General features: G+C 67.2%; 15 protein-coding genes and 2 pseudogenes. 10 read left to right on the top strand and 7 right to left on the bottom strand.

Annotation, left to right across the window (positions count from 1 at the left end; translation table 11 throughout):
• Nucleotides 1–7 precede the first annotated feature (7 nt).
• Genes AB0C34_RS12290 through AB0C34_RS12280 form a run of 3 tightly spaced genes read left to right on the top strand, consistent with a single transcriptional unit; the run spans nucleotide 8 to nucleotide 2,455 of the window.
• Nucleotides 8–388, top strand: coding sequence for a hypothetical protein (locus AB0C34_RS12290; RefSeq protein WP_357070410.1), 381 nt, complete (start codon nucleotides 8–10; stop codon nucleotides 386–388).
• On the top strand, nucleotides 385–1,683 hold the full coding sequence (locus tag AB0C34_RS12285) for a hypothetical protein (protein WP_357070408.1): 1,299 nt from the start codon (nucleotides 385–387) through the stop codon (nucleotides 1,681–1,683). The genes AB0C34_RS12290 and AB0C34_RS12285 overlap by 4 nt, the downstream gene beginning before the upstream one ends.
• A complete protein-coding gene (locus AB0C34_RS12280; protein ID WP_357070406.1) occupies nucleotides 1,610–2,455 on the top strand; it encodes an ESX secretion-associated protein EspG in 846 nt (281 codons plus the stop codon). Before AB0C34_RS12285 ends, AB0C34_RS12280 begins: the two co-directional genes overlap by 74 nt.
• 210 nt (nucleotides 2,456–2,665) lie before the next feature.
• Here the strand turns inward: AB0C34_RS12280 and AB0C34_RS12275 are convergent.
• The 6 genes and pseudogenes from AB0C34_RS12275 to AB0C34_RS12250 all read right to left on the bottom strand — a co-directional run.
• A pseudogene (locus AB0C34_RS12275) lies at nucleotides 2,666–2,834 on the bottom strand (VOC family protein); the annotation flags it as partial.
• A gap of 119 nt (nucleotides 2,835–2,953) precedes the next feature.
• Complete coding sequence (locus AB0C34_RS12270) at nucleotides 2,954–4,108, bottom strand: acetyl-CoA C-acetyltransferase (protein ID WP_357071307.1); 1,155 nt, start codon at nucleotides 4,106–4,108, stop codon at nucleotides 2,954–2,956.
• Between the two features lie 50 nt (nucleotides 4,109–4,158).
• Entirely contained in the window at nucleotides 4,159–4,776 is a 618-nt protein-coding gene (locus tag AB0C34_RS12265) for a TetR/AcrR family transcriptional regulator (RefSeq protein ID WP_357070404.1), read from the bottom strand.
• A 35-nt stretch (nucleotides 4,777–4,811) separates the two neighbouring features.
• On the bottom strand, nucleotides 4,812–5,624 hold the full coding sequence (locus AB0C34_RS12260; protein WP_357070402.1) for a hypothetical protein: 813 nt from the start codon (nucleotides 5,622–5,624) through the stop codon (nucleotides 4,812–4,814).
• Between the two features lie 206 nt (nucleotides 5,625–5,830).
• Nucleotides 5,831–6,628: an SDR family oxidoreductase gene (locus AB0C34_RS12255; RefSeq protein WP_357070400.1), complete on the bottom strand. Its 798-nt coding sequence runs from the start codon at nucleotides 6,626–6,628 to the stop codon at nucleotides 5,831–5,833.
• The gene (locus tag AB0C34_RS12250; protein WP_357070398.1) at nucleotides 6,625–7,839 is read right to left on the bottom strand and encodes an acyl-CoA dehydrogenase family protein; all 1,215 of its coding nucleotides are present in this window, start codon (nucleotides 7,837–7,839) and stop codon (nucleotides 6,625–6,627) included. The genes AB0C34_RS12255 and AB0C34_RS12250 overlap by 4 nt, the downstream gene beginning before the upstream one ends.
• Nucleotides 7,840–7,949: 110 nt before the next feature.
• On the opposite strand from AB0C34_RS12250, the pseudogene AB0C34_RS12245 reads away from it, so the two are divergent.
• The 7 genes and pseudogenes from AB0C34_RS12245 to AB0C34_RS12215 form a co-directional block, all read left to right on the top strand.
• Nucleotides 7,950–9,494: pseudogene (locus AB0C34_RS12245) on the top strand (FadD3 family acyl-CoA ligase); the annotation flags it as partial.
• Complete coding sequence (locus tag AB0C34_RS12240) at nucleotides 9,495–10,418, top strand: enoyl-CoA hydratase (protein WP_357071304.1); 924 nt, start codon at nucleotides 9,495–9,497, stop codon at nucleotides 10,416–10,418.
• Nucleotides 10,418–11,560 (top strand): acyl-CoA dehydrogenase family protein, encoded by a 1,143-nt coding sequence (locus AB0C34_RS12235; RefSeq protein WP_357070396.1) that lies wholly within the window; start codon nucleotides 10,418–10,420, stop codon nucleotides 11,558–11,560. The genes AB0C34_RS12240 and AB0C34_RS12235 overlap by 1 nt, the downstream gene beginning before the upstream one ends.
• Nucleotides 11,557–12,558: an acyl-CoA dehydrogenase family protein gene (locus AB0C34_RS12230; protein ID WP_357070394.1), complete on the top strand. Its 1,002-nt coding sequence runs from the start codon at nucleotides 11,557–11,559 to the stop codon at nucleotides 12,556–12,558. Before AB0C34_RS12235 ends, AB0C34_RS12230 begins: the two co-directional genes overlap by 4 nt.
• On the top strand, nucleotides 12,555–13,619 hold the full coding sequence (locus AB0C34_RS12225) for an acyl-CoA dehydrogenase family protein (RefSeq protein ID WP_357070392.1): 1,065 nt from the start codon (nucleotides 12,555–12,557) through the stop codon (nucleotides 13,617–13,619). The genes AB0C34_RS12230 and AB0C34_RS12225 overlap by 4 nt, the downstream gene beginning before the upstream one ends.
• 23 nt (nucleotides 13,620–13,642) lie before the next feature.
• The gene (locus AB0C34_RS12220; protein ID WP_357070390.1) at nucleotides 13,643–14,116 is read left to right on the top strand and encodes a MarR family transcriptional regulator; all 474 of its coding nucleotides are present in this window, start codon (nucleotides 13,643–13,645) and stop codon (nucleotides 14,114–14,116) included.
• Nucleotides 14,117–14,402: 286 nt separating this feature from the next.
• Nucleotides 14,403–15,155, top strand: coding sequence for a DUF427 domain-containing protein (locus AB0C34_RS12215; RefSeq protein ID WP_357070388.1), 753 nt, complete (start codon nucleotides 14,403–14,405; stop codon nucleotides 15,153–15,155).
• A gap of 31 nt (nucleotides 15,156–15,186) precedes the next feature.
• On the opposite strand, the gene AB0C34_RS12210 is transcribed toward AB0C34_RS12215, so the two are convergent.
• Nucleotides 15,187–16,119 carry an AraC family transcriptional regulator gene (locus AB0C34_RS12210; protein WP_357070386.1) on the bottom strand — a complete coding sequence of 311 codons (933 nt, stop codon included), beginning with the start codon at nucleotides 16,117–16,119 and terminating at the stop codon, nucleotides 15,187–15,189.
• Nucleotides 16,120–16,175 lie beyond the last annotated feature (56 nt).

Genomic DNA, 16,175 nt, shown 5'->3' with positions numbered 1-16,175 from the left:
GGGGACTGTGGATGTAGGTGTCGACCCAACGGAATGGCGCAAAGTTCTCGACATGGCCAATTCTGGCCACGTACGACTGGATCCCGAAATCGGCAAAGGGCTGGACAAGGTGTGCGACGACTATCTCGATCGGCTCGACGCAATCTCAAGATTGGCGGACCGAGTGAAGATAGTTGATGGTTTCGGCCCATTCCCGTCAGGAAAAGCCCTGCAAGAGAAGTTCAAGTGGAAGGCCACAGGCACCGATCAGTCACTTGATGCGATCTTGATGAAGCACATCGATGCGGTCAAGACCGCAAAAGAAGTCGTCGCCAAGTCCATCTCGAACTTCACCGAGCAAGACCAATCACACGCCGACCAATTCACCGCCCTGGACACCCAACCATGACCTACGACGATTACCGCAGCAGGATCATCGCCGCGCAGGAGCAGTGGAACCGCGAACGCGACACCATCTACGACTTCACCACCAGGTTGGCCGAGGGCTTCCATGGCGAGTTCGAGCTACCGCGCATTCCCGGCCCGGACAACTACGACAGCATGACGCTGGCTCAGATGGTTGATGCGGTCGATGCGATGCGGCCGGGTACTGTTCGGGAGGCGTCTGAGGCTTGGCTGAATATTGGGATGAATTTGACCGGCGCGATCGAGATGTTCAACCAGCAGTTCGCTCGCACCCTCTCCGGTGACGGCATGCACAGTGGCTGGACCGGGCAGTCCGGTCAGGCGGCGAAGGACGCGGTCATCCATTACAGCGAGCAGTCGCAGGCTCTCGCTTCGTCTGCGTCATTGGTGAGTTTCAAACTGTCCGAGATGCATACGGGCCTGAATCAGACGCAGGCGTTGATGCCGCAGGTTGCCGAACGCCCCGACTTACTCGGTAAAACCCTGCCGAAGGACGGCGTGATGAAGGCGGGCGATTACACCGAGGAGGAGGCGACGCAGGAGGCGCGACGGATTCTGCGCACTGTATACGGCCAGGTCGCGAATCAGACCGACCACGGGGTGCCTGTCCTCCCTTCAGCACCGCAAATCGTCGCCGACCCCGGGCAACCAGCGGGCACCTCGCCGGATGTACCGAATTCGACTGGGCTACAACCGGTCTCCGACTCCGGCGAGATCGAGCCGCGGGGCGCGCAGCCGACGACCGCCGTGCCACCGAGTGACAGCCCGCAGCCCGGCATTCCCCCCGCGACAACACCGCAATCGGTCACACCGGCCGCAGTGGATCAGCCGACGACCGCTCAGCCGACAACCCCCGGCACACCGACCACCCCGAGCAACATCAACGCTCCGAGTCCGAACCTCAACCCGACCCCGACCCCGACCCCGACCCCGACGATGCCGGGCCGTTCCACTGGGAGCAATCCGAACGTGCCTGGACGCCCAGGCATTCCCAGCACCTCGAATACGCCCGGCGCACCAGGCCGCGGCATTCCAGGCGGTCCACTGCACCCGGGTGCGGTGCCCGCCGCGACGGCCGCGAGCACTGCGGCAAATCGGCCGGGTGCCGCGGGGATGCCCGGAATGGCGGCGCCGGGTGCGGCCGGTCGAGGCAAGGGCGACGAAGGCGAATCCGGCACAAAGGATTACCTGATCAACCAGTACAATGGCGAGGTGGTCACCGGTCTGGACTCGTTGCCGAAGACCGTGCCTCCGGTCATCGGTGGCGACCATGGCTGACTGGCGTTTCTCCGGTCAAGAGTTCGAGATCTTGTGGTCGGCGTACGGGCGCGACCGGCTACCGTATCCGATTCGATATCGGCCCGAGGAAATGGATTTCGCCGATCTGAAGCGGCAGCGTGAGGTCGCGGTAACGGCACTGCTCGGCCGATACGCTGCCGACTTGGAGCGGGCGCTCGATGTCTTGCTCGAGCCGGACGTCCGCGTCGAGTCCAAAGCGATGGGCGGCGCGGATATGTCGACCGTGTTCCGATTTTACGGGGCGGTGCGTGGCCGAATCGGCGCCACCGCGATCCAGCTGCCGGGCACCGCGTCGGACACCGGCGGTGATGTGATCGTAAGATGTTGCACTGCAAGTGAAGTCGCCGAACATGCGGCTGCCGCCCTGCCCAAGGCGCCGGCCGGCACTCATCCCCCGATCGAAGTTCGACGGGCGGAAGTGACCGCCGATCGTGAACGTCACATCCACCGACCGTACGAGATCGGCGTCGTCGCGCAGCTGGACCAGATCTTCAAGCGCGAACGCCTCGCCCTCGGCGAAATCACCGTGTTCGCGGGCTCTGCCGTCGACGCTCGTCCCGGCTTCGGGCGCGGCTTCTGGTGGATGGACTACGTGGACGGCCGCTACTACGTGAAAACCGGCGACCCCATCATCGCCAAACCCATGCAATCCACTGTCATGGCGGCCGAAATACAGCGCCTCACCGTCCTGACTCAGCGCTACTATCGCGAAGACCGCGAGCATGACGAATACCTGCGCTCCCAGCGATAGCGAACGGTCCACTGCCGCGGCAGGTTGCGGTGCACCAGCCGATCAACCGTGGCACTACGTCACCAGCCGGGCGGCAGGACTGTCGGCTCGTAGGTCCACATCAGGTCTCCCCAATGGTTTCTAGTAGTGGACCAGTTCTGTGCCACAGCCCCTCTGCCACCTCCAGGCCACATCGCCCGAAACCGCCTCGACCAGCTGCTACGACGCCCCTCACGAACGCGGCGCGAAGAACTCGAGTGCGATGCCATCCGGGTCACGGAAGTTCCTTGCTGAGCCGTAGCGCGCGTCCACAATGCCGCTGTGCTCGATACCCAGTTCGTCGAGCCGCGTACCCCACATGCCCTAATCGGCGCGGCTCGCACAAACCGAAGTTCACATGCTTCGCCTGTCAGGATCAACACCACGCGTGCGACACCCCGGTGCGGTCGCTGGCAACTCGGCGGGTCGACAGCGCGTATCGGCCGTACCGCTCACCGCGACGCCCTTGCCGTGTGCGGGTCACTCGGACAGGCGCTCGATAATGGTGACGTTGGCGGTACCGCCGCCCTCGCAAATGGTGAGCAATCCGTAGCGGCCGTCGATTCGCTCCAGCTCGTTGAGCAGCGTCGCGAAAAGCTTTGCGCCTGTTGCGCCCAGCGGGTGGCCGAGGGCGATGGCACCGCCGTTCACGTTCACCCGCTCCTGGTCGGCGCCGGTCTCCCGCAGCCAGGCCAGCACGACCGGCGCGAAGGCCTCGTTGATCTCGATCACGTCGATGTCGTCGATGGTGAGGCCGGTCTTCTCCAACGCCCACTTGGTCGCCGGAATCGGTGCGGAGAGCATGCAGATCGGGTCGGCGCCGCGGGCGCTGAGGTGATGGACGCGGGCCCTGGGCCGCAGGCCGTACTCCCGCACCGCCCAGTCCGAGGCGAGCAGCGTGGCGCTCGCGCCATCGGAAATCTGGCTGGCCACGGCCGCGGTGAGGGGGCTGCCGTCGACGAGCGCGGGCAGCGCGGCCATCTTCGCCAGGCTGGTCTCGCGCGGGCCTTGGTCGATCCAGAAGTCGCCGACCGGCACGATCTCGTTGTCGAAGCGACCGTTCTTGATGGCGTCGCGCGCCCGCTCGTGGCTGCGCAGCGCCCAGCGCTCCATGTCTTCCCTGCTGATTCCCCACTTTTCGGCGATCAATCGGGCGCCGTGGAATTGCGACACCTCGCCGGTGCCATAGCGGTGGTCCCAGCCCTGCGCGCCGACGAACGGCGACTCGAACCCGTACTCCTTACCCGCGAGCATCGCCGCGGAGATCGGGATGGCGCTCATGTTCTGCACGCCGCCCGCGATGACCACCTCGGCGGTTCCGCTCATGATGGCCTGGGCCGCGAAATTGATGGCCTGCTGGCTGGACCCACACTGCCGGTCCACCGTGACACCGGGAACCTGTTCCGGGTAACCCGCGGTCAGCCACATGGTGCGGCCGATGTTGCCGGCCTGCGGGCCGATATTGTCGACGCAACCCACGATGACGTCGTCCACGTCCTGCGGGTCGATCGGGTTGCGGTCCAACAGACCTCGCAATGCGATCGCACCGAGATCGGCCGGGTGCACAGCGGCCAGCGCCCCGCCGCGTTTTCCGACCGGAGTCCGTACCGCATCGATCACGTAGGCGTCCCGCAGTGGCGCATATGGTCGGCGGGACGCGGAAGGTGCTGACATGTAAAGGACTCCTACGTGGTGCGGTCAGGGACGGTGAGTCCGTCTAGCACGATGGTCAGATACTGCTTCGCGAGATTATCGACGGTGATGGCGCCACCTGGGCGATACCACCGCACCGCGACCCACACTGTGTCGCGCAGGAACCGGTAGGCCAGTTCGACATCCAATTCCGGCCGGAAGGTGCCGTCCTGCACACCGTTGGTCAGTATTCGGTGCCAGAGTTCGCGGAATTCGCGGTTGTAGTCGGCGATGTAGCTGAAACGCTCCGTGCGGCGCAGCCGCTTGGCTTCGGCCTGGTAGATCGCGACCGCGGCGTGCCAGCGGTCGAACGACTCGTAGGATGCGAGTACCAAGGCTTCCAAGGTATCTCGGGAACTCAACCCGGTGGCCACGATCTCCCGGTAACGGCCGAACAGATCGTCCAGGAAGCCGCGCAGGATCTCGTCGACCATCGACTCCTTGGAGTCGAAGTGATGATAAAGGCTGCCTGAGAGGATCCCGGCCGCGTCGGCGATGTCACGCACGGTGGTGGCGCGCGATCCCCGCTCGGCGAACAACTCGGCCGCCACGGTGAGCAGTTCAGTGCGGCGGGCTGATTTCGAGGGGTCCGGTGCGGTCACGGGCCCCATGATACAACCAAGCATTTGCTTGGTCGAGTCGCTTTTCAGCGCGCCGAGTAGCGTAGCGGCGACGTGACCGATAGGTCGGCCAGCAGCCGATCACAGATCACCACGGGCGAGAGGCCGGCCCTTGCCATCCGCGCGACGAGCGCGAGACGGCGCTCGCAGCTGTCCCACTCGACGGTGAGTTGGCCACGATCGGGTCCGGCGTCGACGGTGGCCATCACCCGCGGTGGGCCGTAGCGCACCGGTTCCTCGATCAGTTTGAGCACCATGCCGCGCTGCCAGGCGTGGTAGGTGTTCCTATCGGCGCCGAGCACCAGCTTGTCGGTGGCAGCGCACAGACCCTGTGCGATCTCGTCGGCGAAGGCCGCCCGGTCGAACCGGAAATTCCGGCATTTCGCGATGACCGCCAGCAGATCCGCGCGCACTTCGCACAACAGCGCGGTCTGACGTTGTCTGCGCCGATATTGTTCGGTGTCCGACATGCACCGCTCGATGTCCGACGTGTTCCCGATGTCCGACGTTTCAGCCTCGGGGCTGAGCCCGAGACGTCTGGCACGCTCTCGATCGCGCAGCAGATCGGCGCGTAACGCACCGCGCGGGTCGCGTGCGACCTCGGTCTCGTCGACGGCGTGCTGCTCCAGGATCTGCGCGGCCCGCATCGCGGTCGCGTGTTCGGAGGTGTGTTCGATGAGTTCGGCGCCCAGCGCGAGCGCGGAACGTATCAAGCTGTCCAGCCTGCGCCTGGCCAGCACGACTTCGCGCACCACATCGAGTTCCAGTTGTTCGCGGGCAGATGGGCAACCCTGGTCCATAGCCACCGCCCCCTTGGCGAGTGCGAAATCCGACCCCACTCAGCATCGCACACCCGACCCCGGTCCGGCGCGGCCTTTTTCTCCTGATCAGCCCCCTTGCGTCAGACTTCGCCGGTATGCCGGAAGGCGATCGCAATGCTGCGCGCAACCCTCGGTTGGCACACAGCCCGGGTGACATTCCGACGATTGCCCGAAAGTCACCAAGGCCGAAGCGGGCGGACGAAACCCATCTCGGCCGAAACAGCTCAGGCGCGTTGACTGCTGACCGAGACCACCTCACCGGTCAGGTAGGAGGTGTAGTCGCTGGCCAGCATCGCGATCGTCGCGGCGACCTCCCACGGCTCGGCGGCGCGGCCGAACGCCTCACGCTCGGACAGGCGGTCGAGCAGTTCGGGCGAGCTGACCTTGTCCAGAAAGGCGTGCCTGGCGATGCTCGGCGCTACCGCGTTGATCCGGACGCCGAGTTCGGCGGCCTCCACCGCGCTGCACCTGGTCAGCGCCATCACGCCCGCCTTCGCCGCGGCGTAGTGCGCCTGGCCGTGCTGGGCGCGCCAGCCGAGCACGCTGGCATTGTTCACGATCACGCCGCCATGGCCCGCGTCGCGGAAGTAGCCGAGTGCGGCGCGGGTGCAACGGAAGGTGCCGTTCAGGGTGATGTCCAGGACCCGGGCCCACTGCTCGTCGGTCATGTCGACCACCGGCGTCTCGCCGCCCAGCCCGGCGTTGTTGACCAGGACGTCGATCCGGCCCATGACTTCGGCCGCGCCGCGTACCAGTTCGTTCACCTCGTCGGTGCGCTGGACATCGCACACGATCGAGGCGACTCGCCGCTGCGGGAACTCGGCCACAAGCGTGGTCGCCGTCTCCGTGAGACGCCGCGCGTGCCAATCGGAGACAACCACGTCGGCGCCTTCGGCGAGCAGCCTGCGCGCGGTGGCCGAGCCGATGCCGGTCCCCGCGGCGGCGGTGATCACGGCACAGCGTCCGGTCAACAGGCCATGCCCGGGGATAGGCTCGGGGGCGACCGACAGCGGCCCGGTCACGGACGCGTCTCGCGCGGCAGGCCGAGCACTCGCTCGGCAATGATGTTGCGCTGCACTTCGTTCGAACCTCCGTAGATGGTGTCGGCGCGGGTGAACAGGTACAGCCGCTGCCATTCGTCGAGGTCGTCCACACCCGCCACCAGGCCGCGGGCGCCGAGCACCGCCATAGCCAGCTCGCCGAGACCGCGATGCCAGCTGGCCCACAGCAATTTCGCCACCGATGCCTGTCCGCCGTCATCGACGTTTGCGCCCTCCATCGTGCGCATAGCGTGCGCGCGCAGCACCCGCAGTCCGACCCAGGCGCGGTCGATTCGGTCGACGATCAGCGGGTCGTCGGCCGCGCCGGTACGGCGAGCCAATGCCTCGATGCCGGCCAGCTCGCGCGCGAACCGGATCTGCTGGCCGAGCGTGGAGATGCCGCGCTCGAAGGTCAGTGTGCCCATCGCGACGCGCCAACCCGCACCCGGCGCGCCGACGACCAGATCGGCCGCGGTGCGCGCGTTGTCGAAGAAGACCTCGTTGAACTCCGAGGTTCCGGTCAACTGGAGGATCGGACGCACATCGATACCCGGCTGTTTCATCGGAACGAGCAGGTAGGACAGGCCCTTGTGCCTGCTCGAGCCGCGCTCGGTGCGGGCAAGGACGAAACACCAGTCCGCGACGTGCGCCAGTGAGGTCCAGATCTTCTGCCCGTCGATCGACCACTCGTCGCCGTCCAAGTGTGCCGCCGTGCTGATCGCGGCCAGGTCCGACCCGGCGCCGGGTTCGGAATAGCCCTGGCACCACAGCTCGGCGACGGTGCGGATGCCGGGAAGGAAGCGATCCTTTTGCGCCTGGGTGCCGAAGGCGAGCAGGGTGGGCCCGAGCAGTTCCTCGCCGACGTGGGACACCCGAGCGGGCGCGTCGGCCTTGGCGTACTCCTCGTGGAAGATCACCTGCCGCCGCACGCTCGCCGCACGACCGCCGTACTGCTCGGGCCAGCCGAGGCAGGTCCACCCCGCGGCGGCAAGGTGGCGGTCCCAAGCGAGACGTTCGTCGAATGCCTCGTGTTCGCGACCGGGACCACCGAGGCCACGCAACCCGCGGAACTCTCCGTCGAGGTTCTGCGCCAGCCACTCGCGCACCTCGGCGGCGAATTGTGCGTCTTGCGCCGCGGAAAACCGCCCGTCCGGCGCGGCGGTGCCGGATTCTGAGGTCTGGATCGCACCCACGCCGGTAGGATAACCTACCAAGCACTTGCTTTGTAGAGCCCCGAATCTATCCAGCCACGGAATCTATCCAGCACAGACATCAGCGGCTCGCACGGACGGTGAGGACAACCGTGACACCCCCTGCACAGACGACACCGAGGGCATTGCAGCACGCCGCCCGCACGTTCGGCACCACCCCCGCGGTCGTCGACGGCACGATTCGACTGGACTGGACGCAGCTGCTGGGAGCCGTCCAGGAGGTGGCGCGGGCGCTCATCGCGCGCGGTGTGCGGGCGGGCGACCGAGTGGCGATCTGGGCGCCCAACACCCACCACTGGGTCGTCGCCGCGCTCGGCGCGCACTACGTCGGGGCCGCACTGGTGCCGCTGAACACCCGTTATGTCGCCGACGAAGCCGCCGACGCGCTCCGCCGGGTGGAGGCGAAGGCGCTGTTCATCGCGGGGAACTTTCTCGGCCGCGACCGCCTGGCCGAACTGCGCACTGCCGCGCCGGACCTCGCCATCGACACGGTGGTCGTCATTCCCGTCGAGGCGGGCGAGCAGAACACCGACATCGCCGCGCTGGACTGGTCCGAACTCGCCACCGTCGCCGAACCGGTGCCGGTGGACGCGGCGGAGGAACGTGCGGCCGCGGTCGCCCCCGACGACATCTCCGACATCCTGTTCACCTCCGGCACCACTGGTCGCAGCAAGGGCACGCTGATCGCGCATCGGCAGGCACTGTCGGTGGTGCGGGCCTGGGCCGCGTGCGCCACGCTCCGCGGCGACGACCGCTATCTCGTGGTGAGCCCGTTCTTCCACAACTTCGGCTACAAGGCGGGTATCCTCGCGTGTGTGGTCACCGGTGCCACGATCATCCCGCAGGCGAGATTCGATGTGCCGGAGACGATGCGCTTGGTCGCCGCAGCACAGGTCACGGTACTGCCCGGGCCGCCGACCATCTATCAGTCGATCCTCGACTTCCCCGACCGGGACAGCTACGACCTGAGCACGCTGCGGGTGGCCGTCACCGGTGCGGCCATGGTGCCGGTGGTGCTGATCGAGCGGATGCGCTCGGAACTCGAATTCGATGTCGTCATCACCGCCTATGGCTTATCCGAGGCCGCGGGCTTCGGCACCATGTGCCGCACCGACGACGACGCCGAGACCATCGCGAACACCTGCGGCAGACCCATCGCGGGTTTCGAACTGTGCCTCAGCGCGGCAGGCGAGGTTTTGCTGCGCGGGCCGAACGTGATGCTCGGCTATCTGGACGATCCGGACAGCACCGCCGAGGCCATCGACGCCGACGGCTGGTTGCACACCGGCGATGTCGGCACGCTCGACGAACGCGGGTACCTCGCGATCACCGATCGGCTCAAGGACATGTACATCTGCGGCGGCTTCAATGTGTACCCGGCCGAGATCGAGCAGGCGCTGGCCCGGCTGGCCGGAGTAGCCGACTCCGCGGTCGTCGGAGTGCCCGACCACCGAATGGGCGAGGTGGGCAAAGCATATGTAGTGCGCAAGCCGGGCTCGACGCTCACCCGCGACCAGGTGCTCGCGCACGCCAGCACCGTGCTCGCCAACTTCAAGGTGCCACGGTTCATCGAATTCCGTGACCAACTGCCCTACAGCGCCGCCGGGAAAGTGCTCAAGCGTCAACTGCGGGAGGAGATGTCGTCGATGTCGGAACCGGTGAATTCCGTTGGAGCACAGGGGCAGCAGCAGCCCGAAGGTGACGTCGTCACCTATGAGCGTCGCGGGCGGGTCGCGATTGTCGCGATGAACCGGCCGGATTACCGCAACGCACAGAACTCGGTGATGACCTACGCGCTCGACGCCGCCTTCGAGCGCGCGGTGGACGACCCCGAGGTAGGGGTGATCGTTCTGGCAGGCAACGGGAAACACTTCAGCGCTGGGCACGATATCGGCACCCCGGGCCGCGACCACCATGTGCGATACCAGAACAAGGCCACGCTGTGGTGGGACCACGTGGACCGGATCGGCGGCGATCAGCGTTTCGCCCGCGAACTCGAAGTCTATCTCGGCATGTGCCGTCGCTGGCGCGAGATCCCGAAGCCGACCATCGCCATGGTGCAGGGCGCCTGCATCGCGGGCGGACTCATGCTGGCCTGGGTGTGCGACCTGATCATCGCCTCCGAGGATGCGTTCTTTTCCGATCCCGTTGTCCGGATGGGCATTCCGGGCGTCGAATACTTCGCGCACCCCTGGGTGATGGGCCCGCGTGCGGCTAAGGAGTTCCTGTTCACCGGCGACCGGTTCGGTGCCGCGCAGGCCAAGGAGTGGGGCATGGTCAACCGGGTGGTGCCCCGAGCTGAACTCGAGGCCGCGACCCTCGCGCTTGCCGAGAAGATCGCCACCATGCCGCAATTCGGCCTCGCACTGACCAAGAAGGCGGTCAACCAGGCCGAAGACTTGATGGGCATGCGTTCGGGCATGGACTCGGTCTTCGGATTGCACCACTTCGCGCATGCGCACAACGCGGAGGTGGGCGCCGATTCGCTGGGCGGCATGACCGCCGAGTCGATGAAAGCCACGGCGAGTACCGCGGAGCAGAAGCAGAACGGAACGACGTAGTGGATCTCGACCTCGACCTGGTGACCCAGGAATTCCAGCGGGAGGTCCGCGAATTCCTCGCCGCGAGCACACCCACCCCACCGCTGCCCTCGATGGACACCAGAGCGGGCTTCGAGGCGCACCGGGCGTGGGAACGCACCCTCGCCGACGCGCACCTCTCGGTGGTCGCCTGGCCGGAGGAGTTCGGCGGCCGCGGCGCATCGCTACTGGAGTGGGTGCTGTTCGAGCAGGAGTACTACGCCGCGGGCGCGCCTGGACGGGTCGGCCAGAACGGCATCTTCCTGCTGGCGCCGACGCTGTTCGAACACGGTACGCGCGAACAGCTGGAACGGATCATGCCGCGGATGGCCCGCGGCGACGACATCTGGGCACAGGCCTGGTCCGAACCGGAGGCCGGTAGCGACTTGGCGGGTATCCGCTCCACCGCCCGGCGCACCACCGGCGGTTGGCTGCTGCGCGGCCAGAAGACCTGGAGTTCGCGCGCGGCGTTCGCGGACTGGGCGTTCGGGCTGTTCCGCAGCGACCCGGAGGCCGAGCGGCACAAGGGCCTCAGTTATGTGATGTTCCCCCTGACCGCCGACGGAGTACAGGTGCGGCCGATTCCGCAGCTGGACGGCGAGCCTGGTTTCGCCGAAATCTTCCTCGACGATGTGTTCGTGCCGGACCGCGACGTGATCGGTGCGCCCGGCGAGGGGTGGCGGGTCGCGATGAGTACCTCCAGCAATGAGCGCGGCTTATCGCTGCGCAGCCCTGGCCGGTTCAGCGCCACCGCGCAGCGGCTGATCGATCTGTGGCGGGACAAGGGCGACCACACCAATACCGCACAGCGCGACGCGGTCGTCGACGCCTGGATCGGCAGCGAGGCGTACCGCCTGCACACTTTCGGCACCGTCACCCGGCTCGACGAAGGCGGCAAGTTGGGCGCCGAATCCTCCCTCACCAAGGTGTTCTGGTCCGAACTCGACATCGCCATGCACGAGACCGCACTGGCGGTGCTCGGCGGGGCGGCCGAGCGTTCCGGGCCGTGGACCGACGGATACCTGTTCGCGCTGTCCGGACCGATCTACGCGGGTACCAACGAGATTCAGCGCAACATCATCGCCGAGCGGCTGCTCGGACTACCGAGGGGAAGCAGCCGATGAGATTCGCGCTCAGTCCCGAACAATCCGACTTCGGCGCCGGCCTGCGCAAGTTGCTCGACGCGGGCCGCACGCCGACCGCCGCGCGGGCCTGGGCCGCCGGCGATCCCCGCCCCGGTCGGGCGTTGATCCGGCAGCTGGCGGAAGTGGGTGTACTCGGTCTCGCCGTCGCCGAGCAGCACGGCGGCATCGGAGCCGACCCGATCGACCTGGTCGTAGCGTTTCAGGAGATCGGACGGGCTGCTGCGCCGGGTCCGATCGTGGAGACCGCGGCCGCGATACCCGCCCTGCTGCAAGCACTTCCGGACCGAAACCTGGCCGACCGATGGCTTCCCGGCTTCGCCGAGGGAGTCGCGCTGGGCACCGTAAGTTTCGCGACACCCGACCGGAGTAGCGTCGCGCTGGACGCCGACACCGCCGAGGTCGTGCTGCTCGCCGATGGCGCGCGGCTGTGCACCGGCCATCGCGCCGACTTGGTGCGCTCGGTCGATCCCGCCCGCCGGCTGTTCGCCGTCATCGCCGACGATGTGGTCGCCGAGGACGAGCAGGTACGCGCGGCCGCCGCGGTCGGCTTCGACACCGGCGCGCTGGCCTGCGGCGCCCAGTTGCTCGGCGCGGGACGCGCGTTGCTGCAAGCTGCGGTCGAATACGCCAAGCAGCGCAAGCAGTTCGGCACACCGATCGGCGAGTTCCAGGCGGTGAAGCAGAAACTCGCCGACGTACTGATCGCACTGGATCTGGCCGAACCACTGGTCTACCGCGCCGCGCTGACCATGACCGAACCGACCCGCGGTCGCGACGTCTCCGCCGCCGTGATCGCCTGCGGCGACGCGGCGTACCGCGCGGCGCGCGCGGCGCTGCAGGTGCACGGGGCAATCGGCTATACCGCCGAATACCACCTCTCGCTGTGGCTGACCAAGGTGACGGCGCTGCGTTCCGCCTGGGGTACACCGGATCTGCATCGTGCTCGGATCGCCCACGCACTGCGAGGCACCGCATGAGCACGCCCGAACAACGGGAGTTCACCACAGCGGTGCGGGCGCTGCTGGCCAAGCATGCCGGATCGGCCGCCGTCCGCGCGGCGATGGACACCGAGCTCGGCTACGACCCTGCCCTGTGGCGGCTGCTGTCCCAGCAGATGGGGGTCGGCGCGCTGGCCATTCCGGAGAAGTTCGGCGGGTTCGGCGCCAGCTTGGTCGAATCCCTGTCCGTGGTGGGCGAACTGGGCCGAACGCTCGCGGGCGTGCCGATGCTGGGCTCGGCGGTGCTCGGTGCGCAGGCAGTGCTGCTGTCCGACGATGCCGAAGCGTGCGCGCGGCTGCTGCCCGATGTCGCCGAGGGCACCAGGACGATCGCGGTCTGCTGGGCGAGCGAGGGCGGTTGGGATGAGCAGGACATCCACGAGACGAACGGAACCGTCACCGGCACCGCGTACTACGTGCTGGACGGAATGTCCGCCGACACCTTGGTCGCGGTGACCCCGACCGGCTTTTTCGAGGTGGAGCCCACCGCGACAGGTGTCACCCGACGGACCACCGCGACCATGGACCCCACCCGCAAGCTCGCCGAGATCACCTTCGCGGCGGCGCCCGCCCGCCGCCTCGGCTCCGGCGACCTGATGGCAGTCCGCACCAGGTTGCGCGACATCGCCTGGGCGGCAGTAGCTGCCGAGCAGGTCGGCGCCGCCGAGCGCTGCCTGGAGATGACGGTGGAATACACCAAATCTCGGGTGCAGTTCGGCCGGGTGATCGGCAGCTTCCAGGCGCTCAAGCACCGCATGGCGGACATGTATGTGCTGCTGGAATCCGCCAGGTCGGTGTCGGAGGCCGCGACGGCCGCCGTGGCGACGAACAGCCCCTCGGCGGCCGAAGACGTCTGGGTCGCCCGGGTGCACTGCTCGGAGGCGCTCACTACCATCGCGGCCGAGACCGTCCAGTTGCACGGCGGCATCGCGATCACCTGGGAGCATGACGCGCACTTGTTCTTCAAGCGCGCGCACGGCGATGCCCAGTTGTTCGGGGCGGCCCGGCGGCCGCCTGCCGAACCCGCCCTCAATGGATAATTAGTTTATGTAAGAATACCGCCGTGCAGCGGGCTCAGACGAACGCAATGGACGACATCGTCGTCGACCTTCTCGTCACCACAGGCCGGCTGACCCGGCTGGCCGGGGTGATCAGTGGCGACGACCTGCCACGTGCCGTGTTGCGCGCACTCGCGGTGCTCGACGAACACGGCGCCGTGCGGGTCAGCGAGTTCGCCAGGATCGACCGATGCTCACAGCCGGCGGCAACGGCGCTGATCGGGAAGCTGGTCTCGGAGGGATTCGCGACCCGACACAAGGACGCGGCGGATTCCCGGGCCGTCGTCGTCGAACTCACCCCCGCCGGACGCACCCGCCTGGCCAGGTCCCGTCAAGCCTTCGCCAACGCGATCGGCGCACACCTGCCCGGTTTCGACACCGCGCGGCTCGCACGGTTGGACGGAGAACTGCACGAATTGTTGGATATCCTGAAACTGGCTGCACCACAGCATGTTCCGACACCAAGGGAACAACGCTGAGCGCTCTCGCTCGCACCCGTGTGGTGGATGAGGACACCAAGCAGCCGAAGGCCGTGTGGACGGTCGCGGTCACCAGCGTGTCGCGTCCATGGGGATCCGTCCGGTGGCCCCGATCCTCGAGCCGATCGGCTTCAGCAGCTACATGGTGGTGACCGGCGCGGCCATGCTGATCACCGGCGTGGACTTCAGCCGCTTCGGGGGGCCGGGACGACGTTGCTGGCCGGTCTGGCGATCGCCGCTTTCGCGGCACTGGCGCCGGCCGCTGCGCGGAGTACGGTCGAAAGGTATGACCGAATCGAAGCGTGGCCGCGTCGATGTCGAGACCGGCCATAAGAGGGTGCGGGTCTATCTGGGCGGGCACTTGGTGGCCGACACCGTCAGGCCGGTGCTCGTGTGGGAGAACCCGCACTATCCGACCTATTACCTGCCCGTCGCAGATCTGCGCGCGAAGCTCGAACCGAGCGGGACCACCCGGCATTCCCCCAGCCGAGGCGACGCGACCGGCTATGACGTCATCGTCGATGGCACCGCGGCCGGCGGAGCAGCACTGCGGTATCTCGATTCACCGCTCACCGAATTGCGCGACCTGGTCCGGCTGGAATGGAGCGCGATGGACGAATGGTTCGAAGAGGACGAGCCGGTGTACGTCCACCCACGCAGTCCGTACTCGCGGGTCGACATTCTGGCCAGTTCCCGCCATGTGCGGGTGGAGATCGACGGCACGACCGTCGCCGACTCGCACTCGCCGCGCATCCTTTTCGAAACCGGGTTGCCGCCACGGTATTACCTGCCGATGACCGACGTCCGAATGGATCTGCTGCACCCGTCGGCCACGCACAGTAGTTGCCCGTACAAGGGCACCGCCGACTACTGGACAGTCCGCATCGACGACAAGGAGTACCTCGACTACGTCTGGGGCTACCGCACCCCGCTTCCGGAGAGCCAGAAAGTCGCCGGATTGACCTGCTTCTACAACGAAAAGGTCGACATCTACCTCGACGGCGAACTTCAAGAACGACCACGCACCCCGTTCAACTGACGGGGCCGACGGAAACGTCCACGAGCGACGATCAGACCGCGACCAAGGGCGGGTTGTCCTCGGCGCGACGGTATCGGCCTGGAGCCAGCCCGTATTCGCGTTTGAAGGCCTTCGCGAAGGCGAACTCCGAGGCGTAGCCGACTCGGCGGGCCACCGCGCCCAACCCGCTGTCCGTTTCGCGCAGCAGACGAGCGGCGGTGAGCATGCGCCAACGGGTCACGTACGCCAGGGGTGGCTCGCCGACCGTCGCGGTGAATCTTCGGGCGAGCGTAGCGCGCGAGACACCGGCGACATCGCTGAGTTCGGGGACGGTCCACGCCCTCGCCGGTTCCACATGCACCGCGCGCAGTACCGCGGCGACCGCGGGGTCGGCGAAAGCGCCTGCCCAGCCGGTGGATCGGGCATCAGCCTGCTCGTCGAACCACGCACGCAGGATGAACAGCAGCAGCATCTCCAACAGCGCGGGCACCGCGGCGTCGCTGCCCGGCCGTGGCTCGGCGATCTCGGCGGCCAGCAGATCGACGGCGCCGCGCAGTGCCGGATGCCGACCGGGACGCGCTGGGAGATGCAGGAATTCGGGCAGCTCATCCAGGAGCGGATGGCTACGACCGACCACACTGTGCCGTCTGCCGAGTTCGTACGCACCGCACAGCAGCACGGTCCGCACGCCGGGCCCGACGATCTCCCTCGGCTCCCCAGGCAGCGCCCGCTCGGTGACCGGACTGTCCAGGCTGTCGACCAGGTCGTGATCGGCGCCGCGCGGCATGAACAACACGTCACCGACGCCGAGTGCCATCGGTTCGCCGTTCGGCGGCACCACCCAGCACGAACCTTGTAGCACCACATGGAAGCCCGCGCCCGGGACTACGGGATATCGACGGCCCCAGGGGGCGTGTCGAATGAACAGACCAGAGGTCGGGCCGCCGGTGCGGATGGCCGCGATAGCCTCGCTCAGAATGTCCACGCCGATTACCGTAACACTCCGCACTTGAGCGTTTCAGACATTCAATTGCGCATTGC

This window comes from Nocardia sp. NPDC049220 (assembly GCF_040647855.1).
In the GTDB taxonomy this organism is placed as follows: Bacteria; Actinomycetota; Actinomycetes; order Mycobacteriales; family Mycobacteriaceae; genus Nocardia.
Note: the sequence above shows the minus strand (reverse complement) of the source record. Positions and strands in the feature narration are given on the sequence as shown.